A 24,928-nucleotide genomic window follows, 5' to 3' on the forward strand; every position below is an offset into this window, starting at 1 on the left:
AAGAACAGCAAGCTTTCTCCCTGCATCCGGTCCCGGAAGCGCATTCAAACCCTTTCAAAGCAGCCTCCCTGATGACAGAACCCCGAACAAGCGCACGCAACACTCTCAGCCTCAAGACGGCACCAACGCTCAAACCCGTCAGAAAGGGTCAAAGCGAGGATGTGATTGTCATCGGCGCAGGGGCTGCCGGACTGATGGCCGCCATGACAGCAGCCGAGCGCGGCAAGTCCGTGCTGGTTCTGGATCATGCGAGCAAGCTCTGCGAAAAAATCCGGATCTCTGGTGGAGGGCGCTGCAACTTCACAAACATCCACTGTGCCCCCCACAACTTTCTTTCCGACAATCCCCGCTTTGTTCGCCCCGCTTTGAAAGCCTACACACAGCGCGACTTTCTGAAGCTTGTCGAGAGCCACAACATTGCCTGGCACGAGAAAACACTGGGACAGCTCTTCTGTGATCACTCCGCCAACGACATCATCGACATGCTTCTGGAGCGGTGCTCCAGCAAGGGAGCAAGGGTTCTGGGGCAAACGACAATCACCGCAGTGCGCAGCCTTCCGGTTCAGGATGAAAACAGTCCGCGCTTCGAACTTGAAACCAGCGACGGCCTGAAATCCTGCCGCAATCTGGTTGTCGCCACTGGCGGTCTCTCGATCCCCAAGATTGGCGCCACGAATTTCGGACACCGGCTGGCGCAGAACCTCAACATTCCGGTGACCCCTCTTCGCCCTGCCCTTGTGCCCCTGGTTTTGCAGGAAGACGACAAGGAATTCTGCAAGGCCATTAGTGGCCTCTCCCTGCCGGTACGCACCTCTGCTGGAAAGCAGTCCTTTGAAGAGGCCCTGCTCTTCACCCATCGCGGCCTCAGCGGCCCCTCCATCCTGCAAATCTCGTCCTACTGGCAACCGGGCGGGTCCATCCGTATCAACCTCCTGCCCGGCGAAGACATTCCGGCCCTGATGGCCGCAGATCGCCAGAGCAAGAAGAACGTCTCCAGCATTCTGTCAAACCATCTGCCCAACCGTCTTGCCAAAGCCATGGCGGACAAACACAGCGCAACAGGTTCCATGACAGAAACAGGCAAGAAAACACTGAACAGCCTGATCGAAGGCCTGTCGAACTGGCAGCTCACACCCGCAGGAGATGAAGGCTACAACAAGGCGGAAGTCACCCTCGGTGGTGTCGACACCCGTTCACTCGACCCTGCCACCATGGAATGCAGGGACCATCCCGGTCTCTTCTTTATCGGCGAGGTCACCGACGTCACCGGACACCTCGGCGGGCACAACTTCCAGTGGGCCTGGTCCTCGGGCTTTGCAGCGGGGCTGGGTGTCTGACTTTCTAAGGTTCGTAACGGACCTTGTCATCACGTCCCTTCCTGTATGACCTGACATCGGGAAACGCCGGCAACCAGTCCTCCCGACAACAGGTCCAGATTTCGTAACCTGGCTTGAGCTGATTTGGTTCATCCAGCGTTCCGAGATGAACCTCGATTTCATCTTCGCTCCGGGCAAAGACGGACGAACCACAGAGCGGGCAGAAGTGACGGCCTTTGTAATCCCGTGTTTCCCCCTCAACCTGCACGACCTTCTGCGGAAACACAGCGGCCGCATAAAAGAGAGCGCCGTGATGCTTGCGGCAATCCAGACAGTGACAGATCCCGACCCTGAAGGGCTGGCCCGCTGCCTCAATCCGAACCGCCCCACAGGCACAACCACCGGTATAGTTATCCATAATCCGTCTCCCCAATACAGAGCTGCATCTTACACTATACTGAATCCTGTATGGCATCCGCCCCATGAAGCCCGGCTCTCTTTCAGGAGAGAACTGTCGGGAATTTTCAGGAAAACAGCACCGGCCAGATACAAAAAAAGAGGCCTACCTGTTTCAGGCATCCTCTCTTTTACAGCTGCATTGGTGCCCCTGGCCTGACCTGCATAATCCAATGAATACATAAGCTTAGAGCACATCATTCGTAATTCATTCGTAATGAAGTCAAAAAGAATGGATTCCCTCATTGCAGAAAAGCTCTGGGAATATACCTGGCAGCGGCTTTTTGAGCGCTGAAAAAATTTGACCTTCGGAAAAGCGTAATATCTGTAACCAAGTTCAGAAATCATACTTATCATATTGATATAAAAACAATATATAGATTACAGAATATTGTAATTTCAGTGTAATCAGGTTACACTTTTTGATGAAATTTTCCCGCCACAAAAAATCGTTTGATTTCAAATACTTAAGAAGCAGGCGTAACAAAAATTACAAGAAATTACATTTTCCTGTAACCTGAATAACGATTAAAAAACAAACACTTAAATTCATTTTCAAGGTTCGGTTACAAATATTACGCTTTTCCGAAGTCGAACTGAAAACAGGATGAGCCTTTTAAAAATAGCCCCAGCAAATCTGTGCCACCAGTTCTGCATCTTGTGACGAAAATTGCAGAGATTTGAGAACGGTAATTTCTCAAAACCGTCCTAGAGAACATTGGTTTTCAGGGTGGCTCTGCACTGCAAAAAAAACGACCTAAAAAGCCCGCAGGCGAGGCGGGGGGAGTAGCGCGTTTTGTGGGGTCTGAGGATGGGGGCATACCCTGCCGGCATCAGAGCCTTTTTCTTGCTGATTTCGTTCTGAGATGATGGCTGCAGCTGACCATTATGGCGACCAGGACCAAATGGTCTGATGGATAGCTGTTCTTGACTCTTCACAAAGAATGTTCTCTTTTTGTTCTATAGCGCTTTTGGAATAAACAAACAGGTGGAGTCGGGTCATGAAAAAGGATGCAGCTCCTTTGTCGAGACTAAAAGAATTGGGACAGGAAGTCTGGGGCAAGGACTGGACTGAACGGTTAGTTGACGCGATGGATTTCAAGCCGCAAGTGGTTAATGCCTGGCTGTCTGGAGAAAGGCCCATACCTCGAGAGCTATTATCACAGCTGACAAAAATAAACCGCTCCGGATCTTCCCTGCTTTGTTTTAACAAACAGGGCGAACGTTTTGTGATCCGTTGGGAACGCCCCCGCTTCAAAGCCCGAATTGAACCGGCAGGCCTGCTTCCTCCGGATAGTTCACACCATAAAAGCGCCTATTATTCGGATGTTCTTCTGACAGACATTCTCTGGCTTGATCCCGCACCAAAAAAGAGCAACCGGCCCCGTTACTATGACCAAGCTATAATGGATGCGATAAAGTCTGCAGAAGAAACAATCAACATTCAGCGATAGTTGACTTTCTTTCAACTGAAGGATTGAAAGGTTTTTCAATATGATTCACAATGCTTTTCAACCAATAAATTGCATAGAAAACTGCCTTGCAAACAGAAGGTTTTGCTAGAGTTTTTTAAGAGAGCATCGCACTTTGAACGAAAGAAAAGCACATGTCAGAAACAGCAATTGAATGGACAGATGCAACCTGGAACCCTGTTGCTGGTTGTTCAATTATATCTGCTGGCTGTACAAACTGTTACGCGATGCAGATGGCTCGACGCCTGGAAGCGATGGGAACGGAAAAATACACTGGCCTCACCAGAAAATCTGGCAAGCGCACGGTTTGGACTGGCGACATTAAACTTGATGAAAAATCATTAGAAATTCCCAAACGATGGAAGAAACCCAGACAGATTTTCGTCAATTCAATGAGCGATCTCTTTCATGAATCTGTTCCATTTCAGTTTGCCCAAAAAGTATGGAAGGTGATGGAAGAGACACCACGTCACCAATATCAAATACTCACCAAACGCCCAGAGCGTATGGCTCAGTTTTTCAAAGAAACCGAAACGAAAAAGCTGGCAAACGTCTGGCTCGGCACCAGCGTTGAAGACCATACAACCAAAAATCGAATCCAAACCTTGAAAACCATTCCCGCTGTAGTCCGGTTCATTTCATTTGAACCGCTGATTGGACCCGTTGGAAACGTTGACCTTTCTGAAATTCATTGGGCGATTGTTGGCGGTGAAAGTGGTCCAAATGCACGCCCTGTAAAAGAGGAATGGATTGAAGAGATTTTCAAGCAATGTAAGATGTTTGAAACAGCGTTCTTCTTCAAACAATGGGGGACTTGGGGGAAGGACAATAAGAAACGCTCGAAGAAAGAAAACGGGCGGGATTTCAAAGGCCAAACATGGGATGAAATGCCGCTCAGTCTGTAATCACAAACTGGAATAGCATTTTATCAGGCATGGCAAAAAAGAAATATAAGCACGACGGCACAGATATTATCGACGCACATACTCTCGTAAAATATGATCTCTACAGGGATTATTTGTCAGATTACATTAGGGTTTACTTTCAAAACTCACATGTTCAAAAGCTGCGAATTTTCATTGCGGATTTGTTTTGTGGAGGGGGATTTGCAAAAGATGAATTTGACAATCCCGTTTTTTGCTCTCCCCTGATCGCAATAGAAACATGCCAAAAGCTACAAAAAGAAATCTCGGAAAAACGTGGTAGACCCGTTGAAATAGAGCCCTACTTTTTCTTCAACGATCTAGAACCAACCGCAATTAAATATCTAAAAATATTTATCCAAGATTTTTTCCCACACTATTTCAAAAACTGTTCATTTTATAACAAGGCTTTTGAGGATGTTTATCTCGAAGTCCTCCATGAAATGAAAAGTCTGGAGAGCTCATCAAAAGGTAATCGTAAATTCTTTTTCATTGATCCTTACGGCTATCTTCAGGTACCTATGCAAGCAATCCAGATGATAAAAAAATCCGGAAAATCAGAAATTCTTTGGAATTTTATGATTGATTATACAGCCCATTATTGGACGCCAGAAAATCAGAAAAAAATTGATTTCTACAAAATCTTTGGCACTAGTCCCGCCCAAAAAGAAGCTCTGATTAATAGGATCAATTCTCTAAAAAGTACTTTTGAATGGCATGCAATCCGCCATGTAATTTGTGAATTAATCCATTATAACAGCCGCTTTGTAACCATGTCTGACTTTGCTATTCAAATGGATACCAGTCATAAATTTATGACATTAATCCATCTTGCTGACTCTCCCAAAGCTCGTGACGTTATGACAGGTTCGCACTGGGCAAATGGCAACGTCACTCAAACCTATAATTATGATGGCCTTCAATACCAGAACATCACTAGACAAGTAGGGCAAGATCCAACCCTGTTCACCTTTTCCAAACTTGAAAGGGAGAACACAATAGATCGATCTCGTAGTTTAGTTTTTGATCTAATTAATCGTACACCAGGAATTTCTCTGCCTGAAATCACACGAGTATTTGCACAACAGTATTCAGCTCTTCAGGAACAGGACATTCAGAAGGTTTTGACAGAATTTGAAAAAGATATCGTTTGCTATGATATCGATGGTCAAGAAACCCGATCCAAGACCAAAAGACATTCATTCCAAATAAGTCCTCAACTTTCTTTTCCGTTACCGATAATCAAGAAAAAAGAATAAACAGTTCGCCATCATCTGTAGTCAACAAGCGAGGGTTCTGTTTTACTTTTTAAAAAGGTTTTTTCAAATGACAGAAATAAAAACCCTTCAGCCTGACGAGGCGATCGAACTACTTAAAAAAGGTAGAACAGAATGGAACCTATGGGTTCGCATGAATCCTGAGCACAACATAAGCTTTGAAGGTGTCAATTTCCCTACTTTTATCAAACCAGTATGGAAGTCGAACCCCACTCAGGTCATCAAAGAAATTAACTTCCAAGAATATGAATTCCCCAAAGGAGATATTTTATTCACACGAGCAAATTTTGGAGATTACAACGTTTCATTTAGCGGGGCCAAGTTTAGAGCTGGACAAGTTTCATTTGAGTATTCCATCTTCAATGGGCCACAAATAAATTTCACAGGTACGAGGTTTGGAGATAGTCACGTCATTTTTTCCGGAGCTCAATTCGGAGGAAGAAATGTTAGTTTCAATGATGCGCAATTCGGCGAGGGAAATATCATTTTTTCCAGAGTCTCAATCAAAAAAGGAAACCTTTCTTTTGACGATGCAGAATTCAATAAAAGTAAACTATCTTTTGGGGCTGCTCGATTAGGAGAAGCTGATATTACCTTTATCAACGCAACGTTTGAAAAAGCGACAATCAATTTTTGGGGTGCGAAAAGTGAAAAAGGGAACACTTTATTTCCTCACGCAAAATTCAAACAAAGTCCTGCCCTTTTTGATGAGATGGAATTCGGAGACGGTATTGTCTCATTTGTAGATGCAGAATTCGAAGATGAAACAATTAGATTTCAAAGAACAAAGTTCGGCAAAGGAGGGGTCTCGTTTGTAGGAGCAAAATTCGGAAAGGGAGAAATCTCATTTGCCGGAGCAAAATTTGGGGAAGGTGATCTCGCTTTTGAAGAAGCAAAATTTGGAGAAAGTAAAATCGATTTCATTGGTGCAGAATTTAGAGGGCGCGTCATTTTTTCTGATCTTTTGTCTTCCGAAAAAATCAAACAGTTCTCATTTCGTGGAGCCAGCTTCAACAAAAGCCTTGAGTTAAATGGGAACCGTTTCTCTTGCATCCCCGATCTAACAAACACCAAAATAAACAATCAGATTGTCTTAAGGGACAGTGAGTGGGAATTTAGTTATGAAACCCTAAAAGACCCACAAGCTTCCAGTAAAATAAACCGCCTTAAAGAACTAGCTGAAGCAAATAAAGACCATTCATCAGCTTTAATGTTCCACGCTCATGAAATGCGCTGCAAACGGAAACATTCAAATAAAAACGGCGCGTGGCTCATTGATTTCCTATTCGACAAATTCAGTAACTATGGCCAGAGTGTCGCAACACCGTCATGGTGGCTGTTCTGGACGTATTACCTTTCTACCCTCATATATTTCAAACAGGTCCATTCTGAAAACTCCTTAACAGAATATGCATCCTTCCTTGCATGCGCCTTGTTTTCTGCCTCGCAAGTATTTTCATTTCTCCCGAGTACAAAAAGCGTCCAAAATAGAGCAATTCAACTCTTCACAGATGGAAGTAAAGACGCGGTCATTCCAGATAGCATTCAAGCTCTGGCAATTACACAGAACTTCATTTCAGTTATTCTAATCTTTCTAATCATCCTAGCTCTGCGCAATCGCTTTAGAATTTGATAAAGTGTAAACAAAACCCCGCCATCTGGGATCGATGAGCGGGGTTCTGTTTTGCTTTTAAAGTCGTGGGCCTATGGTACCGCGGAACCGGCACTCGGCGCAAACACTCAGTTCATGAAGATCAATTCGCCAAACTTCCGGCGTCCCGAAGCCTGTCTTGCAAGTGAATAGCTGGTTTCCACTTCTACAAAATCGAAGGAACTGAAAATCTCTCTGATTTCTGGCCTGTCATTAATTGATAGAAGGAACCGGCCTTTGAGCTTACCCAAAGCCTCAGCCAGGACAGCAAAATCATTGCGAGAGAAATTCAGGCCATAAATGGTCTCGGTCCCGAAATATGGCGGGTCCAGATAGAACAGCGTTTCAGGGCTGTCGTATTTCTCAATGAATTCAAGGTAGGGCAAACACTCGATCACAACTGAATTCATCCGCTCATTCAGATCAGCCAACAACGGAGTGAGCTTATTGACATCAAACCGTGATGGCCGGTCAGGTGAAACCCCGAAAGTCTGATTGTAGCTTTTCCCTCCAAAGGCGATCCGCTGTAGATAAAGAAAACGCGCTGCGCGTTCCAAATCTGTCAGAGTTTCCGGATCTGTATGCTGCAATCGTTCAAAGTCTGCCCTGGAACAAATCTGAAATTTCAATGTGTCCATGAACTGAGGATAATGCCGGCTTAACACACGGAAGAAGGTCACCAGTTCCTTGTTCACATCGTTGATCACTTCGGACTTTGGCTTGTGTTCTCTTTGCAGGAAAACCCCGCCCATTCCGACGAAGGGTTCAGCATAGATTTTGTGTTCCCGCTCAAGGATCAGCTGGGAAATCGTTTTTGCGAGTTTGCGCTTTCCTCCCACATAGGCCGCAACGGGTTTCACGGCTTCGACCGGGGTGAAAGTCTGTTCTATTGACATCCTTGGAGTCCATTTCATAGAGGTTTGTCCGCCCCACGCGCGGGGTGGCGGACAATGGCGCTAGGCCAGTGGCATTGTGGGAGTGTCGGCTCCCGGACTGAAGTGTTAGTGCACTTCATCCCCGCCTCCGACTATTCAGAGACGGTAAAAAGAATTGAAATCCGGCCTGTTATTTCTCGGAGCCTTTTTCCCCCAGCCCCTCGATGACATAAGGCTTGAAGGTCACAACCTGTTCGCCCAGCCAGTCATTGATCGACAGGAAGAAGTCCTGCAAAGGGACAATTTCGTTTCTGTTGAAAATCAACGCCGCGTCTTTGTGCGAACCGAAACCGGAAGTGTTTTTCGGAATAATCCCCATGATCTGGGGCGGGACCCGGTGGACAGCGAGAATGTCATCACGGCTCACATCCTTGATGTTCAGAAAATCATCCTTGGCTGAAACCTCTGCAATCGGCATCAGCTTGATTCCATCCGGATTACCGTTCGGTGCGGTCACAACCATATTCTTGAAGTTACCCATACCCTTGGCCTTGCGGAGCTGGGATTTCAGCAGTTCAGCCTCTTCCCCCTTGATATTGGGATCTGTGATGTAAATCAGAAAACCTGCATGGGCACCGTTCACAAAGTATTTCCGGCGGAACAGGGTCGCCCCCTCATTCAACAGGATCGATTGCATTGCCGGCAACCAGGTCGGAACACCATAAATCTCCTGATTGATATCGCCTTCTGAAATCTGGAAAACGCTCTCTTTCCGGAACTTGTGGCGCTGACCGGTTTCATTCAGAAAGAAGAAATCACCATCCTTGCCCCGGCGGGTATACTTGGCCGGACTGTGACGGAGGGTCAATGTTCCTCCCAGCCCGTTTTTCACGCGCTCACAATAGCTGTCGCCAAAGATCAGGAAATCCCGCGCCATTTGCAGAAAGTCCCTTTTCGACAACCACTTTTTCGCCCCCGGCTCATAGCAGGACGTCAGGATTTTTGCTTTCACGTCAATGGCCGATCCGTGGTGTGCATTGGCATTGCGGAGCTTCGCCAGCTTTTCCATAGCAAAGGGAGGTTCGTAAAACTCGCCATTCCAGTAAGATCGGAACATTGACATATAATCGCTGCTGTCCAGCACCGGTTCGGCATCGCCAAAGGTAAAGATATCAATGTGCGGATTGTCATTCATTTCTGCGTTTTCAGACATCTGTTAATCATCTCCAAAGACTTCAAAGGAAAATCCGCCACCCTGTTCCGGATGGTCGGTTGATTGAATGGCTTCAGCCCCCAGAGCGTGCATGATCGCCCAGGCAATATCGGCATGGCCTGTTTCGTGGGTTCGGCTGGCCTGAAAGGTTGTCTGCCTGCCGGATGAGGTTTGAGTTTTGCGGATGGTCAGGAATGCCAGGGCAACGTCTGTGTCGCCGGCTTCAAACTCCAGAAGGTGTCTCGTGATGACCTGTTGCGCCTTAAGGACAAGCCGGTTTTTCACTTCAACTGAATAATTCAATCCTTCAGCCGCGGGATAGAATTTCGTGACGAGATCAAAGACGCCAATCCCAATCGATGATTTGTCGATCGACATGGCTTCAACATTGTATTTGGTGCAAAGATCACGGATGCCGTTCGCCTGGGTTTCAAAGTCAGTGTTGTTCCATTTGATCTTTTCAATCAGTCGATATTTGCCGCCCTCTCCCTGCGGAGGGGCAATCACGGCGACTGAAGCATCATCCTTGAAACGACTGGGATCGTAACCGATCCAAACCGGGCCGCTATAGGGTTTCCCCCCAGCATGATCGATGTCAGTCCATGCCAGCCAGCTATCCACCATACATTTTTCAAGATCAGACATTCTGAAGAAAGAAATATGGCTGTCGACAAACTGGCAAAGATACAAATTCGCGAAATCCGCTTCATTGTATTCCAGCTTGAGCTGATCGATGTCGAACAGATCACACCCACGCTCTTCAGCATCATGAACGGTAATGATCTGTCGCCAGACACCATCCGGCCCCAGATGCCCGTCTTTCAGAGCTGCGTGAGAAACATCAATTTCAATTTTGTCATCATCCGCCCTGCCCTTGTTGAATTCCTCTCCGGTCCAGAAGGGATAGGCTTCATGATCAGTCGTTGATGGGCTTGAAAAATAGGTCTGCCGCCACTTCTTGTGCGTGGCCATTGCGCCGGCGACTTTTTTGAATTCCTTGAAACGCGGTATCCAGAACATTTCGTCCATGTAGACGTGTCCATGATATCCCTGCGCTGTCTTGGAATTGGTGCCCAGGAAATAAAGCGTTGCCCCTTCGCAAGTCTCCCCAGACAGAACCATCGGGTCTCCCTTGAGTTCAACGCCGGTGATCTCATAGACCCACTGAACGATATAAACCTTGAAAATATTGGCCTGAGCCTTTGAAGCAGACAGGAAAATCTGGTTGTCCCCTGTTTCTACAGCATCCAGAAAAGCTTCACGGGCGAAATACCAGGTCGCACCGATTTGACGGGATTTCAAAATGGCCCGAATACGCCACTTGCGTTTTTCACTGTCCCATTCAGCCTGATAGGGGAAAACTGTTTTATCAAAATCAGCCCGGAGCAAATCAACCTGCTCAGGGGTCAGGTGATTTTTCTTTTTCTCTTTTTTCTTCCGGCCTCTGTTCCGGTTTTCGACCTTCGGGTTCAGATCCTTTTCATTGCCCTCCGGCTTTGAGAATTTGACGATCCGGGCCGTGCGCTCCAGAATGCGCGACAGGTGATCCATTTCCTTGAAATCGTGATCTGTCTTGTCTTCCTTGGCAATCAGAACACAAAGACGTGCGTCTACATGGCTTTCAACCTTGACGACGACAGCGTCCTCGTCCCACTTGTCTCGCCGCTTCCAGCTGTCCACCGTGGCATATTTCAGATCAAGCGTTTTGGATATATCGGCAATGGTATAGCCCCGCCAGTAGAGTGAACGGGCGCGAGTACGCAAAGTGCTTTCGGAGTTTTTATCAGTCATGCCGCCAGACTAAGCGCATCAGGTCTGGAGGCGGTGCAGTGTGCTTGTTGAAAAGACCCCTTTTCAACAGCACGAACATGGACTTTTACGCGCTCGTTTCGGGATGCTTGGGGCAATCAAGACACTCGCCCTCACAGCTCATCCGAAAGCACTTTCTCAATGGCAGATAAACTGAAATTCTTCCGCGTTGCTCAGTCCGGCAAAACCGTCGATGGTCGCACCATCACTCCCGAACAGATCCAGCAAATGGCTGACAGCTATGACCCCAAAGTCTATGGCGCACGGATCAACATGGAACACATTCGCGGCTTTGGCATTGACGGCCCCTTCAAAGCTTATGGTGATGTCCTGGAACTGAAGACAGAAAAGCACGAAAACGGCACCGACCTCTACCTGCTGGCTGCGCTCAACCCAACCGAGGCCCTGAAAGCGATCAACAAAGATCGTCAGAAAGTCTATTCCTCTGTAGAAATTCACCCGAATTTCCCAGAAACAGAAGGTGCTTATCTGGTGGGTTTGGCAATGACAGACAGCCCAGCCAGTCGCGGAACTGAACTGATCAAATTCAACCTTGAAAAACGTGATCAGTTTGAAATTCAGAATGAGTATTCCGAGCTTCTGGAAATGGACATCGATGCCCTGAAGGAAGAAACCGAAGACAAAGGCCCTTCTCTTCTGTCCCGGGTCAAAGGCTTGCTGTCGAAATCCGACAAGAAAAACGATGCCCATTTCACTGACATTCATCAGGCAGTCGAGGCCATCGCAGAAGATCAAACCAACAGATTTTCAGCGGTCGAAGGCGATGTCTCGACGCTTTCACAAACTGTGAAAGACCAGGCAGAAGCCATCAAATCCCTGACAGCAAAAATCCAGACACTGGAAGGCCAGGCCGCAAAACCTCAGCAGAGCTATACACCCCGACCAGAAGCTGATGGCGCCGGTGAAGTTGTCCAGGCTGAATGCTGATCCCTGAATAGCCGGAGCGGTCCGGACACAAAAAGTAAAACCCGCACAAGAGAGGGGGGCATCCTTTCTTGAAACCATAGCTCCCACAAGGAAACCACAATGGAAAATTCCACCCGTCTTGCCTTTGATCAGTTTACTGGCCGTATTGCTGAACTGAATGGCATCACTGACGCAACAAAAAGCTTTTCCGTCGAACCGTCCGTTGCCCAAACTCTGGAAGACAAGGTTCAGGAAAATGCTGAATTTCTGGGAATGATCAATTCGGTCGGCGTTGATCAAATGAAAGGTGAAACCCTCAAACTGGGCACCAATTCACCTATTGCCAGCCGCACGGACACTTCAAGCAAAGACCGCACAACCCGCGACATCACCGGTCTGGACGACAGCAAGTACGAAGTCGCCAAAACAGATTTCGACAGCCATATCACTTATGCAAAGCTTGATCTCTGGGCAAAGTTTCCAGATTTTCAGGCTCGCATTCAGAATCACATCCTCCTGCAGATTGCTCGCGATCGCCTGATGATCGGATGGAACGGCATCAGCCGAGCCGCTGATACCGATCTGGCAAACAATCCTCTGCTCCAGGATGTGAACGAAGGCTGGCTGCACCAAATGCGGACCCTGAAATCAGACAATGTTCTTTCCGGTGCGAAGATCGGCACTCTTGCTGGCAATGATTACCAGAACTTTGACGCTGCAGTCTTCGATGCCATCCATTCTTTCCTGGACCCCTGGCACCGTGACGACACCGGGATTGTCGCTATTTGCGGAAGCGCTCTTGTAGCAGACAAGTATCTCGGCCTGATCAATAACAACAATGCGCCAACAGAAAAGGCTGCATTGGAAACCATCATGATGAGCAAGCAGATTGGTGGCCGCAAAGCTATCACTGTTCCGTTCTTCCCGGCTGACGCCATTTTCCTGACCCATCCGAAAAACCTCTCTGTCTACTGGCAGAAAGGCACACACCGCAGGAAGATCGAAGACAACGCAAAACGAGACCGGATTGAAAACTATCAATCTGTCAATGAAGCCTATGTGATCGAGGACCTGGGGGCCTGCGCCCTTATTGAAGGCATTCGCACACCTGACGGAAACGACTGGAGCGTTGCGTCCGAATAAGAACCACCGGAGGCCCCTGAATCCATTCTTGGGCCTCTGATCCTTTCCCAACAGGCAAACGGAACAATCTCATGTCTTTGATGCGCAAACACAAACAACGAGTTCTGGCAGAAAAAGCTGCTTTGAAAGCCCAAGAAGAGGGCCGCAACACCACAACGCCCAGAGAACCGCAAAACAGCCCTGTGCATATCCTGACAACCCGACTTCGCGCTCTGGAAGTTGAACTGAAAGGCTTGCAAAGCACGGACAGAAAGATCAAGCACAAGCTTGCTGCTCTGCCTGAATTCGATGCCTATCTCGACGGCATTGTGGCGGCTGATACAAAAGCCCAGGATGACATTCTGGTCATGCTGATGATCTGGCACTTTGACTGCGTGACGCTTGATCCTTCACTGCTGCAACGCACTCTTGATCTTGCTGATTATGCCCTTCAATCCGACATGAAAATGCCGGATCGTTTCAACAGAAGCCTTGCCGGCTTTGTTCTTGCTGAACTGGCCGACATCGCCCTTGCAACATCAAAGCTGGATGACCTGACCGTTGAAGATCGCGATTTGATGGTGGAGCATCTGAATGACGCTCTGACCTGGACCAAAGATCACGATATGGTCGATGACATTCCGGCACGGGCATACAAAGCCATGGGCGAGCTGATCGGTGAAAGCAATATTCCTGATGCAATTTCCGCCCTGGAAGAAGCGCACCGGCTGGATAGTAAAAAAGCCGGCGTTCAAACCAAGCTGAAGCAACTGAAAAAGCTGCAGGAGAAACAGGCCGAAAATCAGGACGCCAACAAACAAAACACCGGAACGAACCCCCAATAGTTCCTGTGTAGGTGTCAGACCGGATAGTTCCTGCAAGCCTGATATTCGGTCTGGCACCACTTGAAATTTTAACCAGCTGCCCCCCGCGCGACAGGCACAGACGGGGAGGATTGAGGACCAGTTCGCTGATCCTTTTATCCAAACTTCTGTCCTGTCGCCTCTTTTTTCATTTTTCAGACCCGAGAACCAGCCCGTGAATTCAACCTTTGTTGCCAATTCTCCAGCACAGAACGAAGACACAACAATCCGGAATGACGGTTGGTGGCCGGATCTCGACTTGTCTGATTTCAAAGCTGATTACCGCATTGCTACCGACAATGATGATGATCGTCTTTCTCAGGTCGTGATTGCTGCCATTCTGGAGATCAATTCAGTCGCCGCTGACTGGAAAAAAAGACAGGAAGCAACTGATCTTTCCTCTGTTCCTGCGCCACAGATCGACGGAGAGAGCGAGAAAGTAATCCTGTACAGGAATGCCGTGTTCTACCGGGCAAAGTCGCTCCTGGTCGCAGGACGGCGGGATCATGACACAACCAATTCAGGGCACGACCGTGCCAATCGCCTGGATGACAGCAACGATGAATGGATGCGCATGTCCACGGACTCTGTGAACAACCTCACAGACCGGAAACGCTTTGATGCGGAGTTGCTATGACCGCAACAGGAAACAGGGTGATTGCATATCAAAACGAAACACTCGATGCGCTTTGCTTTCGCCACTACGGGCACAGCCGGATGAATGAAGCCGTGTTGGAAGCCAACCGCGGATTGGCTGATCTGGGACTATTCCTTCCCGAAGGCCATTCCGTATTGATGCCGATCGAGGAAGACACCGAACAATCCGAAACACCAACCATCTCGCTTTGGGATTAAACCCAGCAAAAGGAACGCTGAATAAGGACTGCCCCATGATCCGAATTGATCAACAAACCACAATAGCCAGCTATGCCACGTCCATTGGGGGAGTCCTAGGATCTCTGTCTTTTGAAAGATGGATGGCCCTGAGTTATCTGGCCATCGCTCTCGCAACCTTTTTTGTGAACGCATACTACAAACACAAAAATCTGGAGAAAGATAAGGAAGAGAAGAAATGAGCCTCAAGGAAAAAATCCTGCATAAAATTCTCAAGGTCGAAGGTGGATACGTAAACGATCCTTCTGACTCCGGTGGTGAGACAAACTTCGGGATCACAATCGCTGTTGCCCGACAGTATGGCTATCAAGGTGCCATGAAAGACCTGCCTCGGGAAACAGCCTGCGCCATCTATGAAAGCCTCTATCTGAAACCGGTTTGCTTCGATGCGCTGGCAAGGCTCTCTGAAAACATCGCCTATGAGATTGCGGATACAGCTGTGAACATGGGAACAGGCCGGGCTGGTGAATTCCTGCAACGCTCTTTGAACGCTCTGAACCGCAAACAGCGCGACTTTCCTGATCTGAAGCGGGACAGGGTTATCGGTCCTTCTACGCTGTCCGCTCTTGAAGCCTTTCTGAAGTTCCGAGGGGAAGGTGGAGAAACGGTTTTGCTGCGCACTCTGAACGCCCTGCAGGGTGCCTTTTACGTCGAACTGGTTGAAAGACGGGAGAAGGATGAAGACTTCTTTTTCGGCTGGGTGTCTGGCCGTGTTGTTCTGCCTTCTGAACGCCTGGGAGGGCATGTCTGATGTTTTCCTTTATCGGTCGCCTACTCGGGTCTGACAAAGCACTGTCCTCTGTTGTTGATGGTGTTTCCAACGGTCTGGACGCTCTGGTCTACACAGACGAGGAAAAAGCCGGCGACGCAGCTGCAGAGCGCAAAGCTGCCAGGGCAATGGTTGTGGACTGGATGAGGGCCACACAAGGCCAGAACATCGCAAGGCGTTTGATTGCTCTGTCGATCACCGGTGTCTGGCTTGCCATGTATCTGGTCTCTGCCGGGGCCGGCATGATTGCTGTTTTCCTCACGGACGGGCAAAACCTGAAAACCCTGTCGGATCTCGCCCGAAACAATGCTGACGATATGTCTGGCCCGGTCATGCTGATCCTGTCTTTCTACTTTGCAGCACCCCATATGGGTGATCTCGCAAAAGGCGTTCTTGCCAAATGGCAAAACAAAGGGGCCGTAACAGGGAAAGGCGCATGAACAAGCTTGTCGATCTGCGCCAACACCTTCTGGACACAATGGGTTTGCAGCCCGAAAATCTGACCGTCTTTGTTAAGGAAGGGTCGATTGGATATTGTCACGATCCTGTCGATCGATCCTTTACGATCAAATACATCGGCAATGTCATCATTGTTGATTTCTCAGGTGACAAAAAGGTTCTGTTCTGGCGCATTCTGGAATGGCTCGTTGCCAATGAGACAGGCTTGAAACCTGACGAAGCCTTCAAGTTTTCAGCAGACATTCTTGATTCCACCAAAGCCGACGTCGAACTGAACCTGCCCTTGAGTGATACAGTCTTTGTGATCAAGAAGGAAAACGGGACTGAACTGCTGACCAAACCGGATGCAGATATCGACAAGGTGCGAGGACCGCTTTCTGATTTCCTTGAAGGTCAAGCCTTTGAATGAAGCCGCGGTCCTGAAGGAACTGACCAGACAAACAAGAAATCTTGTTGATGGCCTGGCCCCGAAAGCCAGAAAGAAACTGCTGTCGGATGTCTCCAGGCGCTTGCGCAAATCCACACAACAGCGCATGGCCAAACAAATCAATCCTGATGGCAGCAAATGGGAACCGCGAAAACGGGACAGCAATGGTTCAATTCGCTCCCGCGCCAAAATGATGACAGAGCTTAGAAAAGTACGCAGGCTGAAAGCCACGGCAAAACAGGACAGGCTTTCGCTTGGCTTCTATGGCTCTGATGCCCGGATCGCTCATATCCACCACAGAGGCCTGCGCGACAGACCCGATCCGGAGGGCCGTGAAATCGTCTATCCGGAACGCCAAATTCTGGGCATCACCAATGAAGATAGCCAAATGATCGAAGACATGGTTCTGGAACATCTGACAGGGTAAAGACTGCCTGCCTTTATCCGTTGAAAAGACCCCTTTTCAACAGGTCTTTTGATGACGATTGAAAGGCCATCGCCATGATGTCCTTATGTCTGATCCCCGTTACTCCCTGTCTGAACTTGCGCGCCGCCTCGAAAACCTCATCACCATCGGTGTGGTTGTCGAGGCGGACTACTCTGCTGCCAAAGTCAAAGTGAATATTCAGGGCCGAAAATCTGCGTGGCTCTCCTGGTTGACAACAAGCGCCGGCAATGACCGGGAATGGGATGCGCCGGATATCGGGGAACAGGTTCTGGTTCTCTCTCCCTCTGGCAATCCCGCAAACGGGATAGTTCTGGCCAGCCTCTTTTCCAATCAATCGCCTGCCCCGGCTGACAGCGCAGATATTTGGCGCAAAACTTTTGCTGACGGAATGGTCATGGAGCATGACCGCGCCAAAAAGATCACCCGCTTTAACGCCATGGACAGCGAAGGCACCATGATTTTAGAAGCCAAGAACCTGATCTTGCGCACCGGTGAAGGCGGCTTTTTCCATCTTGATCACCACGGCAAAGCCACCCGGATCACTCACATTGATGGCCTGAATTTTGAAACGGAAAGCTGGCAAAACACTGCCATCGTTACGGCAAAGCCAGATAACGGTTACAGCCCTCCTGAAGTCCTGACCGATGAGGAACAGGGCTGATGATGAACCGAAACACCGGCGCACCGATGAACGGTACCGCACACATTGCCCAGTCTCTGAACGATCTGTTCAGCACTCCCATTGGCTCCCGTGTCATTCGTCGTTCCTATGGCTTTTTAACAGAGCTGATTGACCAGCCCTCCAACAGTCTGACGCGCCAACGCATTCTTGGGGCTGCTGCCACAGCCATTGCACTCTGGGAACCGCGGCTGATTGTCGAGGGGATTGAATACACACCAGCCTTTGATGGTTCTGCCACACTGGAAATCAAAGGGCGCACGAATCAGAACATCCGCTTCTACGAAAGCTTCTCTCTTGGAAATCGGGGGGCTTGATGACCAACAACCGTTTTACCCCAATCAACCTGCGCCAATTCTCTCTACCGGACTTGCTCGAAAACACAGACGTTGAAGTCATCCTCGCAGAACTGAAAACGTTCCTGATTTCCAGCATACCGGCTGAAGAACGCGCCGCAGTTGCTGCCACTCTGGAATTGGAAAGCGACCCCGCGACAAAGTTGCTGGAGGCTTTCGCCTATCGGGAAAGCCTTCTGAAACAGGTTTTCAATGATGGTGCCCGTGCAGTGATGCTCGCTTATTCCGGCAAAGCGGATCTGGAACACCTCGCAGCCTTTTACAACGTGGTTCGGCAAACGATCGAGGAAGGTGATCCCAATGCGATCCCCCCGGTTCCTCCTGTTATGGAAGACGATGACAGCTTACGGTTTCGAACCCAGCTTGCCCCGGAAGCCTTTTCGACAGCCGGGTCGCGTGGTGCCTATAAATTTCATGGGCTTTCTGCCAACAGTCAGGCCACCAAAGTTGAAGTTGAAAGCCCTGAACCTGGTCTGGTTCGCATTTCCTATCGCTTTGACCCCGAAAGCATTGCTGCAGCCATCAAGGATGTGAACCCCCACAGGACAGCACCCGGCACAGTCACTGTTCCTGTTCTCGCCCGGTACCCGCAAGGCGGCAATGAAAAGGGCGTCCCGACAACAGCAACGCTGAAAGCCGTTGAAGACACTCTGTCGGATGATCTGCGCCGCCCCCTGACAGACAATGTGATTGTCACAGCTGCAAATATCCTGGAATACAGCATCACAGCAAAGCTTTACCTCTTTGACGGCTTTGATCCCCAACTGGCTGAAAAGGCTGCACTGGCACAGGCACAAGCCTACACCAACGATCGCCACCGCATTGGAAGCCAAGCCACTGAAAGCGGCGTTCATGCCGCCCTGCAGGTCGAAGGGGTAAGCCGTGTTGAATTGCAGGGCTGGGCGGATGTTGTGGCCAGTGATCTGGAAGCGCCGTGGTGCGAAAGCATCACCCTGACAACAGAGGTTCTGAACTGATGAACGATCGGAACCTGACTCTATTACCACCCAATTCGACCGCACTGGAACGGTCCCTTGATCTGTCCCAGAACAGGATCACCAATCTGCCGGTTGGCGACATTCGCAAGCTATGGAATGCCTGGGACTGCCCAGTCCAGTTTTTGCCAGCTTTGGCGTGGCAAGTGTCTGTTGATTACTGGGACCCAAACTGGTCGGAGTTCGTTCAACGGCAAGTGATTGATGCAGCTTTTCGCATCCACAGAATCAAGGGAACAACCGGAGCCATCAAATTGGCTGTTGATTCCGTGAACGCTGATTCCACTGTCACAGAATGGGATCGCTATGGAGGCGATGCATACCATTATCGCCTGGAAGTCAGTTTGTCTGACCGCGGTATCACCGAAGAGGAACTGATCTCTTTACGCGCTGTTGCCTTGAACGCGCAAAATGAACGGTCCGTTCTCGATGGCTTTGATGTCTCGATCTCTTCCAAATCCAAAGGCCCGAAATTTGCCGCCACCACACTGGCCGGCACGATCCTTTCAATTTTTCCGCTGCAAATCACCGATCTGGAATCAGAGACTGATCCCCTGCCTGTACCGGCAGCTGGTGCCTACTTTGCGCAAACTGTCACCATTGAGCCGGAGCAACCATGACACAGGAATTCTTCACCATCATTACCCAGGCGGGACAAGCCCGGCTGACCAATGCAATGGCTCTGGGGGAACAGATTCAAATCACCCATCTGGCTGTTGGCTCAGGATTGAACAATGAGCCCTATACTCCCACAGAAAGCCAGACCGCTCTGAAAACGGAAGTCTACAGGGCGAATGTCATCCAGCTGTCCGTTGACCCCGATGTCTCGAACCAGCTGACCGCTGAAGCTGTCATCCCGCAGAACCAGGGCGGATTTACAATCCGTGAAGCCGGGTTGTTTACAAGTGACGGTGCCCTGTTCGCAATTGCAAAATTTCCGGAAACCTACAAACCGGAAATTGTCTCGGGTGTCGCCAGTGATCTTGCCATCCGTTTTGTCTTTAAGACCGGCAATGCCGACCAGGTCGAACTGAAGATCGATCCCTCGATCGTTCTGGCCACTTACACCTTTGTGACAAACGCGATTGCAAACCATAGCAATGACCCTGACGCACACCCGAATTTTCTGCACAGGGAACGCTCTGCAACATTGGAAGCCGCCTATTATCCTGCAGCACCGGGCGACCCTACAATCACAGGGAATAATCTGGCCTTTGTTGCTGAAGACCGCTCGCACCAGACTGCTGTTGTCACCAAAAATCTGACGATCAAAAAGCCTGCTGCCGTGCCAGCTGCCGGAACAATGATTCTCCAACTGAACATGAATGGTACCGGGGGCCATTCCATTGGCTGGGATGCTGAATTCAAGGTTGCCGGAAAAATCAACAACAGCCCGAATGCAAAGAACGTCTGCAACCTGATCTTTGTCGGTGGCAATGAAATCTATGTTGTCATCCATGCGGTTCCGGGAGCCTGATCATGGTTGAGCTACACTCTATCAACCCACTGCTGGGTTGCGGTGATCCCGGCGATCCGATCGAGTACAGCTGCCACTTTGATGGCAATGCTTACATGTACCGTGATTTTCAGGCTGGTAATCGCAAAATATATGCAGAGCGGGTTCTTTTCAAACTGCTCGGAGATGTGCCGACACCGTTGTTGTTCCTCAATGCAGCCGGGGCAGTTGGAACCTATGCTTTCAATTACCTCTACAATGGGCAAATCCATACAGCAGAGCAGCAAAACCATTCAGAACACTTGATGTATGTTCTGGCAAAAAATCGCCACCGCGATTTTGCAGGGTTTGTTGATATGCTGCGTATTGTGGACACAACAAAACCCACAGCCAGTGAGCGGGTTGAATACTGGTTCAACGGACGGAAATCGTCATTTGCTGCCCAGACATGGCCTGCGCTCAATCGTGATACCTTTATGAACCAGGCGGTTCGTCACTATCTTGGAACATTCTATCCGGGGTCGGTTTCATCGGCGAAGTCTCAAGCACTGAAAGCTGATTACATTTTCTTTGATGGAAAGACACCATCGCCAACTGATTTTGGCTATTTCAATGCTTACGGACATTGGGTGCCGCGCCTCTTTGAGGGTAAGGGGCAAGGTGAACCTGTTTATGGAACAAACGGGTTCCATCTGGATTTTTCCGATCCGCTTGATCTGGGCAAAGATGTCTCAGGAAACGGCAACCACTTCACAACAATGGGGATGACCTCTGACAACCAATCAACGGACACGCCGAGCAACAATGAAAACCTTATGTCGGTTCTGGACGGCAAAGGTGTGACCAACACTGAAGCCGGAAAGCGTTTTGCTTTCCCGTCCAGTTACGTGTCCGTGCGCAGTAACTTTGCTGTCCATGGTGAAGGTCCTTTTGAACTGGAAATTGAAGCCACAACCACACTAAGCGGCAACAACATCCTGCATATTGGGATGTGTTCCAGCGAGCTGGGGATCGTCAATCGGGCAATGGGGCAATCCTCTGCTGTGCCTGGTGCACTCGGTATGGCTGTTGGCAAGGGGTATGAAGCAGCAACACAGCAGGCAGGGTCCGGATCTGTCCTGAATGTTGAAACGCCAACCAGCTATCCTTCCGGAACAAGGATCAAGGTCGTCTGGCGCAAAGAAGATGCTGAACTGGATTTCTGGGTTGCCGGGGTAAAAATCTGGACAACACCAATGGACATTTCAGGTCCTGTTCATTTCTTCCTTGGGGGGTACGCCTCTGGCTGTCGTGTGACAAGTCTCAAGGCCGGAAGCCTGAAAGCTGCTCCCTGCCCAGACATCCTTAATCCTGATGACTATTTTACAGAGCGCGTTGCCGTGAATGGCGCTCCCGTAAACGATATGCCCTGGAATATGGAACAGGTTGAAACCCTGACACTTTCCTACAGACAGGATGCCAAAGAAGACACACGGGTTTCCGATACGATTGACGGGGCCGGACTGTCATGGGCAACCAACACTACTGGTGGCATCGCGTCACATACAGGGACACTCGCTGCCTATCAGGGCAATGGATACAGTTTCCCCGATCGTGCCGGGATCTGGGTGGATTATCATGAGCGGATCAGTCGGGAAACCGGACTGGACGTGATCAATGTGGATCATGTAAACGGCACGCCGACAACAGCTTCGCATCATCTGGGCCGCCCGGTCGAGTTTGCCATTGTCGTTCCGCATTCAGGCGGGAACCGTCGGGTCTTCCATAAAGATATGGTGGCAGGACGGTACCTGACTCTGAACAAAACGGAGACCGAAAAAACCGATCCGAACTGGATCAGTTCAACAGCGGTAGATGTCACCATTAATGGTTCGCTTCCCACTGGCCGATACAAGCTGATCCTCCATTGTTCTGTGGAAAACTATAAAGATATCGGGATTTACAAAGGGACCAGCAGCAATGACGGGGCTTTTGTCCTCATGCCTTTTGCTCCTCGCATGGTCATGATCTTCCGTCCCGATATCGTGGGCAATCATCACCTTTCCAGTGTTGATGCCGATGGAGGAGATAATCCAGTCCAACGCTATTTGAACCTTGAATCCGGAGGTAGCGGGACAACCATCCGGCATATGGATTTCCTCTCAAACGGTATCAAAAACCGTGATGACAACAGCGATGTCAATGGAGGTGAACCGATTTATCTCTCCATTGCCGGAACTCCCCTCAAATTTGCCAGAGGACAATAGTTATGTACGCAATTGAAAACAAAGGTGTGTTTTTGAAGCTCCTGAATAGCGGGGTGAATGTTGTCCTTCCAGATGGTCGGCATATCTCTTCCTTTTCAGGTTTCACTGAAGCTGAACTCAACCAGATGGGCGTATACCTAGTTGAAGAGGCATCCCGCCCGGATGACACCTGGCACAATGTGATTGAGCTTGCCCCTGTCAAGGAAGGTAACCGTTACAAACGTGCCTATGACTTGCAGCCAAAGCCCCTGGAAGAAGCAAAGCGCCATCTGAAAGAATTGCTTACTGATCACTTCAAGCACGTCCTTGACGGGGGATGGCTCTGGCAGCGAAGTGCAGAGGAAAACCATGTTGTTGATAGCGACATGAACGCACGACTGAACATGGTCGGCTTGAATTCTATGGCTGCGGCCGGAGCGTTTGATCAGATTGATTTCACTCTCAAAAACAACACACAAATTCAAGTCACAGCAACAGAAATGCAGACCATTGCAAATGGTCTCGGTGCTTTCTCCATGCAGCTGCATGCAATCAAGCAGGCCAGACGAACAGAGATTGATGCCTTGCCCGACGATCCTGCTGTCTGGGCTGCCTATGACGTCGAAAAAGACTTCCCTCCCCTGCCTCTTGTTGTTGAAGGGGCTGACGCATGAGCCAGAGCCGCATGACATATCTGGCCTTCTACAAGGGGACCGGGAAATGGTGGAACAAGCTGATCCGTCTCTGGACCCGCGGCCCCTACAGCCATTGCGAGATTGTCACCAGCAAACCCAACAGCTGGCGCAAAACGGCCCAGTCCCTGTCGGCATCCGAATGGGATGGTGGCGTCCGCAAAAAGACAATCGATTTCACAACAGACAACTGGGATCTGATCCCGGTGGCGATCGATTGCGATCGACTGTCCCAGGCAAAGGGTGAAATCGGTGCCAAATATGACTGGGTGGGCATCCTCTTCAGTCAAATCCTGCCCTTGAGCCGGGAACATCCGGACAAGTGGTTTTGTTCAGAGCTTGCAGCCTTTGTGATTGGGCTTCCCGATCCCCATCACTTTTCACCCAACTCGCTTTACAGAAAACTCAAGGAGACTTGCTAATGGCGCAAGACTTTCACCACGGCGTTCGCGTGCTTGAAATCAATCAAGGTACCCGACCCATTCGCACCATTGAAACAGCCGTTGTGGGCGCTGTCTTTACCGCCCCGGACGCTGACGCTGCTGCCTTCCCCCTCAACGAAGCTGTCCTGGTGACAGACATCAATGATGCTCTGGGCAAAGCCGGCGAACAGGGCACAATGGCCCGTTCACTGGATGCCATCAAGGATCAGACCAATCCTGTTTCTGTCTTTGTCCGTGTCGAAGAAGGTGCAGACGAAGCCGAGACCCGATCCAACATCATTGGGACTGTCGTCAACGGCAAGAAAACAGGCATGAAGGCACTGGAAGATGCCCCGGTTAATCTGAATGTGAAGCCCCGCATTCTGGGTGTGCCTGGTCTGGATGATGAATTCGTTACAGCCGAGCTGGTTGGCATCGCGGAAAAATTCCGCGCCTTCGTCTATGCCAGTTGCTTCGGTGCGGAAACGATCGAGGACTGTGCGGCCTACCGTCAGAAATTCGGTTCCCGTGAACTGATGCTGATCTGGCCTGAATTCACCGGCTTTGATACCACCACCAATCAAGTGGCCAACGCCTGGACCATTGCCCGTGCTATGGGCCTGCGCTCCAAAATTGATGACCAGGTTGGCTGGCACAAAACCCTGTCCAACGTTCCAGTCAATGGTGTGACCGGGATCAACAAGTCGATTTCCTGGGATCTGCAGAACCCGAACACGGAAGCCGGCTATCTGAACGCCCGTGAAATCACAACCCTGATCAGGCAAAAGGGCCTGCGCTTCTGGGGGAACCGTACCTGTTCTGCCGATCCGCTCTTTGCGTTCGAGAATTACACGCGAACTGCACACATTCTGGCGGACACCATGGCGGAAGCGCATTTCTGGGCCGTGGACAAGCCTCTGCACCCGACACTGGTGCGTGACGTTATCGAAGGGATCAACGCCAAGCTCCGTGATTTGACAACACAGGGTTATTTGCTGGGTGGCGAAGCTTGGTTTGATGACAAGGTCAACACCAAGGAAAATCTGAAGGCTGGCAAACTCTTCATTGATTACGATTTCACGCCAGTGCCCCCAGCTGAAAACATCAATTTCCGCCAACGCATCACAGATCAATATCTGTTTAATTTCGGTGCGCAGATCGCCGCGGCCTGATCCGGAACATTGATCGGCGGCAGGGCAAAA

The 24,928-nt window shown here is 49.6% G+C and carries 28 protein-coding genes; 24 read left to right on the forward strand and 4 right to left on the reverse strand.

The window, feature by feature from the left end:
• The first annotated feature begins 71 nt into the window (after positions 1 to 71).
• Positions 72 to 1,337, forward strand: coding sequence for a BaiN/RdsA family NAD(P)/FAD-dependent oxidoreductase (locus AAAH10_RS02940; protein ID WP_343560375.1), 1,266 nt, complete (start codon positions 72 to 74; stop codon positions 1,335 to 1,337).
• Positions 1,338 to 1,341: 4 nt separating this feature from the next.
• Here the strand turns inward: AAAH10_RS02940 and AAAH10_RS02945 are convergent, their stop codons facing one another.
• The gene (locus tag AAAH10_RS02945) at positions 1,342 to 1,734 is read right to left on the reverse strand and encodes a GFA family protein (protein WP_343560377.1); all 393 of its coding nucleotides are present in this window, start codon (positions 1,732 to 1,734) and stop codon (positions 1,342 to 1,344) included.
• Between the two features lie 1,039 nt (positions 1,735 to 2,773).
• On the opposite strand from AAAH10_RS02945, the gene AAAH10_RS02950 reads away from it, so the two are divergent.
• From AAAH10_RS02950 to AAAH10_RS02965, 4 genes are all read left to right on the forward strand, one after another.
• Complete coding sequence (locus tag AAAH10_RS02950; protein ID WP_343560379.1) at positions 2,774 to 3,226, forward strand: hypothetical protein; 453 nt, start codon at positions 2,774 to 2,776, stop codon at positions 3,224 to 3,226.
• A gap of 152 nt (positions 3,227 to 3,378) precedes the next feature.
• On the forward strand, positions 3,379 to 4,149 hold the full coding sequence (locus tag AAAH10_RS02955) for a DUF5131 family protein (RefSeq protein ID WP_343560381.1): 771 nt from the start codon (positions 3,379 to 3,381) through the stop codon (positions 4,147 to 4,149).
• A gap of 29 nt (positions 4,150 to 4,178) precedes the next feature.
• Positions 4,179 to 5,426, forward strand: a complete 1,248-nt coding sequence (tcmP, locus tag AAAH10_RS02960; protein WP_343560383.1) for a three-Cys-motif partner protein TcmP — start codon at positions 4,179 to 4,181, stop codon at positions 5,424 to 5,426.
• A gap of 67 nt (positions 5,427 to 5,493) precedes the next feature.
• Complete coding sequence (locus AAAH10_RS02965; protein WP_343560385.1) at positions 5,494 to 7,077, forward strand: hypothetical protein; 1,584 nt, start codon at positions 5,494 to 5,496, stop codon at positions 7,075 to 7,077.
• Between the two features lie 107 nt (positions 7,078 to 7,184).
• Here AAAH10_RS02965 and AAAH10_RS02970 read toward each other — a convergent pair whose 3' ends face one another.
• The 3 genes from AAAH10_RS02970 to AAAH10_RS02980 form a co-directional block, all read right to left on the reverse strand.
• Positions 7,185 to 8,009: a DNA adenine methylase gene (locus AAAH10_RS02970; protein ID WP_343560387.1), complete on the reverse strand. Its 825-nt coding sequence runs from the start codon at positions 8,007 to 8,009 to the stop codon at positions 7,185 to 7,187.
• A 151-nt stretch (positions 8,010 to 8,160) separates the two neighbouring features.
• Positions 8,161 to 9,183 (reverse strand): phage portal protein, encoded by a 1,023-nt coding sequence (locus tag AAAH10_RS02975; protein ID WP_343560389.1) that lies wholly within the window; start codon positions 9,181 to 9,183, stop codon positions 8,161 to 8,163.
• Positions 9,184 to 9,186: 3 nt separating this feature from the next.
• Positions 9,187 to 10,974, reverse strand: a complete 1,788-nt coding sequence (locus AAAH10_RS02980; protein ID WP_343560391.1) for a terminase large subunit domain-containing protein — start codon at positions 10,972 to 10,974, stop codon at positions 9,187 to 9,189.
• Positions 10,975 to 11,133: 159 nt separating this feature from the next.
• Between AAAH10_RS02980 and AAAH10_RS02985 the strand changes: the two genes are divergently transcribed.
• From AAAH10_RS02985 to AAAH10_RS03075, 19 genes are all read left to right on the forward strand, one after another.
• Positions 11,134 to 11,940, forward strand: coding sequence for a GPO family capsid scaffolding protein (locus AAAH10_RS02985; protein WP_343560393.1), 807 nt, complete (start codon positions 11,134 to 11,136; stop codon positions 11,938 to 11,940).
• Between the two features lie 99 nt (positions 11,941 to 12,039).
• Positions 12,040 to 13,062 (forward strand): phage major capsid protein, P2 family, encoded by a 1,023-nt coding sequence (locus AAAH10_RS02990; protein ID WP_343560395.1) that lies wholly within the window; start codon positions 12,040 to 12,042, stop codon positions 13,060 to 13,062.
• A gap of 71 nt (positions 13,063 to 13,133) precedes the next feature.
• Complete coding sequence (gpM, locus tag AAAH10_RS02995; RefSeq protein WP_343560397.1) at positions 13,134 to 13,886, forward strand: phage terminase small subunit; 753 nt, start codon at positions 13,134 to 13,136, stop codon at positions 13,884 to 13,886.
• A 193-nt stretch (positions 13,887 to 14,079) separates the two neighbouring features.
• On the forward strand, positions 14,080 to 14,541 hold the full coding sequence (locus AAAH10_RS03000; protein ID WP_343560399.1) for a head completion/stabilization protein: 462 nt from the start codon (positions 14,080 to 14,082) through the stop codon (positions 14,539 to 14,541).
• A gap of 17 nt (positions 14,542 to 14,558) precedes the next feature.
• The gene (locus AAAH10_RS03005; protein ID WP_343560401.1) at positions 14,559 to 14,759 is read left to right on the forward strand and encodes a tail protein X; all 201 of its coding nucleotides are present in this window, start codon (positions 14,559 to 14,561) and stop codon (positions 14,757 to 14,759) included.
• A 35-nt stretch (positions 14,760 to 14,794) separates the two neighbouring features.
• The gene (locus AAAH10_RS03010) at positions 14,795 to 14,980 is read left to right on the forward strand and encodes an HP1 family phage holin (protein WP_343560404.1); all 186 of its coding nucleotides are present in this window, start codon (positions 14,795 to 14,797) and stop codon (positions 14,978 to 14,980) included.
• A complete protein-coding gene (locus AAAH10_RS03015) occupies positions 14,977 to 15,549 on the forward strand; it encodes a glycoside hydrolase family 108 protein (RefSeq protein ID WP_343560406.1) in 573 nt (190 codons plus the stop codon). The genes AAAH10_RS03010 and AAAH10_RS03015 overlap by 4 nt, the downstream gene beginning before the upstream one ends.
• Complete coding sequence (locus AAAH10_RS03020; protein WP_343560407.1) at positions 15,549 to 16,007, forward strand: hypothetical protein; 459 nt, start codon at positions 15,549 to 15,551, stop codon at positions 16,005 to 16,007. Before AAAH10_RS03015 ends, AAAH10_RS03020 begins: the two co-directional genes overlap by 1 nt.
• Positions 16,004 to 16,435 (forward strand): phage tail protein, encoded by a 432-nt coding sequence (locus tag AAAH10_RS03025; RefSeq protein ID WP_343560408.1) that lies wholly within the window; start codon positions 16,004 to 16,006, stop codon positions 16,433 to 16,435. Before AAAH10_RS03020 ends, AAAH10_RS03025 begins: the two co-directional genes overlap by 4 nt.
• Positions 16,428 to 16,880, forward strand: coding sequence for a phage virion morphogenesis protein (locus AAAH10_RS03030; protein ID WP_343560409.1), 453 nt, complete (start codon positions 16,428 to 16,430; stop codon positions 16,878 to 16,880). Before AAAH10_RS03025 ends, AAAH10_RS03030 begins: the two co-directional genes overlap by 8 nt.
• A gap of 85 nt (positions 16,881 to 16,965) precedes the next feature.
• Positions 16,966 to 17,562, forward strand: coding sequence for a phage baseplate assembly protein V (locus tag AAAH10_RS03035; protein WP_343560411.1), 597 nt, complete (start codon positions 16,966 to 16,968; stop codon positions 17,560 to 17,562).
• Positions 17,562 to 17,897, forward strand: coding sequence for a GPW/gp25 family protein (locus tag AAAH10_RS03040; RefSeq protein ID WP_343560413.1), 336 nt, complete (start codon positions 17,562 to 17,564; stop codon positions 17,895 to 17,897). Before AAAH10_RS03035 ends, AAAH10_RS03040 begins: the two co-directional genes overlap by 1 nt.
• Entirely contained in the window at positions 17,897 to 18,913 is a 1,017-nt protein-coding gene (locus AAAH10_RS03045) for a baseplate J/gp47 family protein (protein ID WP_343560415.1), read from the forward strand. The genes AAAH10_RS03040 and AAAH10_RS03045 overlap by 1 nt, the downstream gene beginning before the upstream one ends.
• Positions 18,913 to 19,551 carry a phage tail protein I gene (locus tag AAAH10_RS03050; protein WP_343560416.1) on the forward strand — a complete coding sequence of 213 codons (639 nt, stop codon included), beginning with the start codon at positions 18,913 to 18,915 and terminating at the stop codon, positions 19,549 to 19,551. Before AAAH10_RS03045 ends, AAAH10_RS03050 begins: the two co-directional genes overlap by 1 nt.
• Positions 19,548 to 20,408 carry a phage tail protein gene (locus AAAH10_RS03055; protein ID WP_343560418.1) on the forward strand — a complete coding sequence of 287 codons (861 nt, stop codon included), beginning with the start codon at positions 19,548 to 19,550 and terminating at the stop codon, positions 20,406 to 20,408. The genes AAAH10_RS03050 and AAAH10_RS03055 overlap by 4 nt, the downstream gene beginning before the upstream one ends.
• Before the next feature lie 2 nt (positions 20,409 to 20,410).
• Complete coding sequence (locus AAAH10_RS03060; RefSeq protein ID WP_343560420.1) at positions 20,411 to 22,633, forward strand: DUF7483 domain-containing protein; 2,223 nt, start codon at positions 20,411 to 20,413, stop codon at positions 22,631 to 22,633.
• Positions 22,634 to 22,635: 2 nt separating this feature from the next.
• A complete protein-coding gene (locus AAAH10_RS03065; protein WP_343560422.1) occupies positions 22,636 to 23,286 on the forward strand; it encodes a DUF4376 domain-containing protein in 651 nt (216 codons plus the stop codon).
• Positions 23,283 to 23,726 (forward strand): hypothetical protein, encoded by a 444-nt coding sequence (locus AAAH10_RS03070; RefSeq protein WP_343560424.1) that lies wholly within the window; start codon positions 23,283 to 23,285, stop codon positions 23,724 to 23,726. The genes AAAH10_RS03065 and AAAH10_RS03070 overlap by 4 nt, the downstream gene beginning before the upstream one ends.
• A complete protein-coding gene (locus AAAH10_RS03075) occupies positions 23,726 to 24,898 on the forward strand; it encodes a phage tail sheath protein (protein WP_343560426.1) in 1,173 nt (390 codons plus the stop codon). Before AAAH10_RS03070 ends, AAAH10_RS03075 begins: the two co-directional genes overlap by 1 nt.
• Positions 24,899 to 24,928 lie beyond the last annotated feature (30 nt).

It is taken from the genome of Carbonatibacter coralli (assembly GCF_039592655.1).
Lineage (GTDB): Bacteria > Pseudomonadota > Alphaproteobacteria > Kiloniellales > Kiloniellaceae > Carbonatibacter > Carbonatibacter coralli.

What these genes read in the sequence shown, in the direction of transcription:
- AAAH10_RS03060 (WP_343560420.1), top strand. Translation starts at nt 20,411, where the DNA reads ATGGTTGAGCTACACTCTATCAACCCACTGCTGGGTTGCGGTGATCCC.
- AAAH10_RS02945 (WP_343560377.1), bottom strand. Translation starts at nt 1,734, where the DNA reads ATGGATAACTATACCGGTGGTTGTGCCTGTGGGGCGGTTCGGATTGAG.
- gpM (WP_343560397.1), top strand. Translation starts at nt 13,134, where the DNA reads ATGTCTTTGATGCGCAAACACAAACAACGAGTTCTGGCAGAAAAAGCT.
- AAAH10_RS03025 (WP_343560408.1), top strand. Translation starts at nt 16,004, where the DNA reads ATGAACAAGCTTGTCGATCTGCGCCAACACCTTCTGGACACAATGGGT.
- AAAH10_RS03015 (WP_343560406.1), top strand. Translation starts at nt 14,977, where the DNA reads ATGAGCCTCAAGGAAAAAATCCTGCATAAAATTCTCAAGGTCGAAGGT.
- AAAH10_RS02965 (WP_343560385.1), top strand. Translation starts at nt 5,494, where the DNA reads ATGACAGAAATAAAAACCCTTCAGCCTGACGAGGCGATCGAACTACTT.
- AAAH10_RS02950 (WP_343560379.1), top strand. Translation starts at nt 2,774, where the DNA reads ATGAAAAAGGATGCAGCTCCTTTGTCGAGACTAAAAGAATTGGGACAG.
- AAAH10_RS02980 (WP_343560391.1), bottom strand. Translation starts at nt 10,974, where the DNA reads ATGACTGATAAAAACTCCGAAAGCACTTTGCGTACTCGCGCCCGTTCA.
- AAAH10_RS02990 (WP_343560395.1), top strand. Translation starts at nt 12,040, where the DNA reads ATGGAAAATTCCACCCGTCTTGCCTTTGATCAGTTTACTGGCCGTATT.
- AAAH10_RS03070 (WP_343560424.1), top strand. Translation starts at nt 23,283, where the DNA reads ATGAGCCAGAGCCGCATGACATATCTGGCCTTCTACAAGGGGACCGGG.
- AAAH10_RS03075 (WP_343560426.1), top strand. Translation starts at nt 23,726, where the DNA reads ATGGCGCAAGACTTTCACCACGGCGTTCGCGTGCTTGAAATCAATCAA.
- AAAH10_RS03020 (WP_343560407.1), top strand. Translation starts at nt 15,549, where the DNA reads ATGTTTTCCTTTATCGGTCGCCTACTCGGGTCTGACAAAGCACTGTCC.
- AAAH10_RS03065 (WP_343560422.1), top strand. Translation starts at nt 22,636, where the DNA reads ATGTACGCAATTGAAAACAAAGGTGTGTTTTTGAAGCTCCTGAATAGC.
- AAAH10_RS03055 (WP_343560418.1), top strand. Translation starts at nt 19,548, where the DNA reads ATGACACAGGAATTCTTCACCATCATTACCCAGGCGGGACAAGCCCGG.
- AAAH10_RS02985 (WP_343560393.1), top strand. Translation starts at nt 11,134, where the DNA reads ATGGCAGATAAACTGAAATTCTTCCGCGTTGCTCAGTCCGGCAAAACC.
- AAAH10_RS03035 (WP_343560411.1), top strand. Translation starts at nt 16,966, where the DNA reads ATGTCTGATCCCCGTTACTCCCTGTCTGAACTTGCGCGCCGCCTCGAA.
- tcmP (WP_343560383.1), top strand. Translation starts at nt 4,179, where the DNA reads ATGGCAAAAAAGAAATATAAGCACGACGGCACAGATATTATCGACGCA.
- AAAH10_RS02975 (WP_343560389.1), bottom strand. Translation starts at nt 9,183, where the DNA reads ATGTCTGAAAACGCAGAAATGAATGACAATCCGCACATTGATATCTTT.
- AAAH10_RS02970 (WP_343560387.1), bottom strand. Translation starts at nt 8,009, where the DNA reads ATGAAATGGACTCCAAGGATGTCAATAGAACAGACTTTCACCCCGGTC.
- AAAH10_RS03010 (WP_343560404.1), top strand. Translation starts at nt 14,795, where the DNA reads ATGATCCGAATTGATCAACAAACCACAATAGCCAGCTATGCCACGTCC.
- AAAH10_RS03040 (WP_343560413.1), top strand. Translation starts at nt 17,562, where the DNA reads ATGATGAACCGAAACACCGGCGCACCGATGAACGGTACCGCACACATT.
- AAAH10_RS02955 (WP_343560381.1), top strand. Translation starts at nt 3,379, where the DNA reads ATGTCAGAAACAGCAATTGAATGGACAGATGCAACCTGGAACCCTGTT.
- AAAH10_RS03045 (WP_343560415.1), top strand. Translation starts at nt 17,897, where the DNA reads ATGACCAACAACCGTTTTACCCCAATCAACCTGCGCCAATTCTCTCTA.
- AAAH10_RS02940 (WP_343560375.1), top strand. Translation starts at nt 72, where the DNA reads ATGACAGAACCCCGAACAAGCGCACGCAACACTCTCAGCCTCAAGACG.
- AAAH10_RS03050 (WP_343560416.1), top strand. Translation starts at nt 18,913, where the DNA reads ATGAACGATCGGAACCTGACTCTATTACCACCCAATTCGACCGCACTG.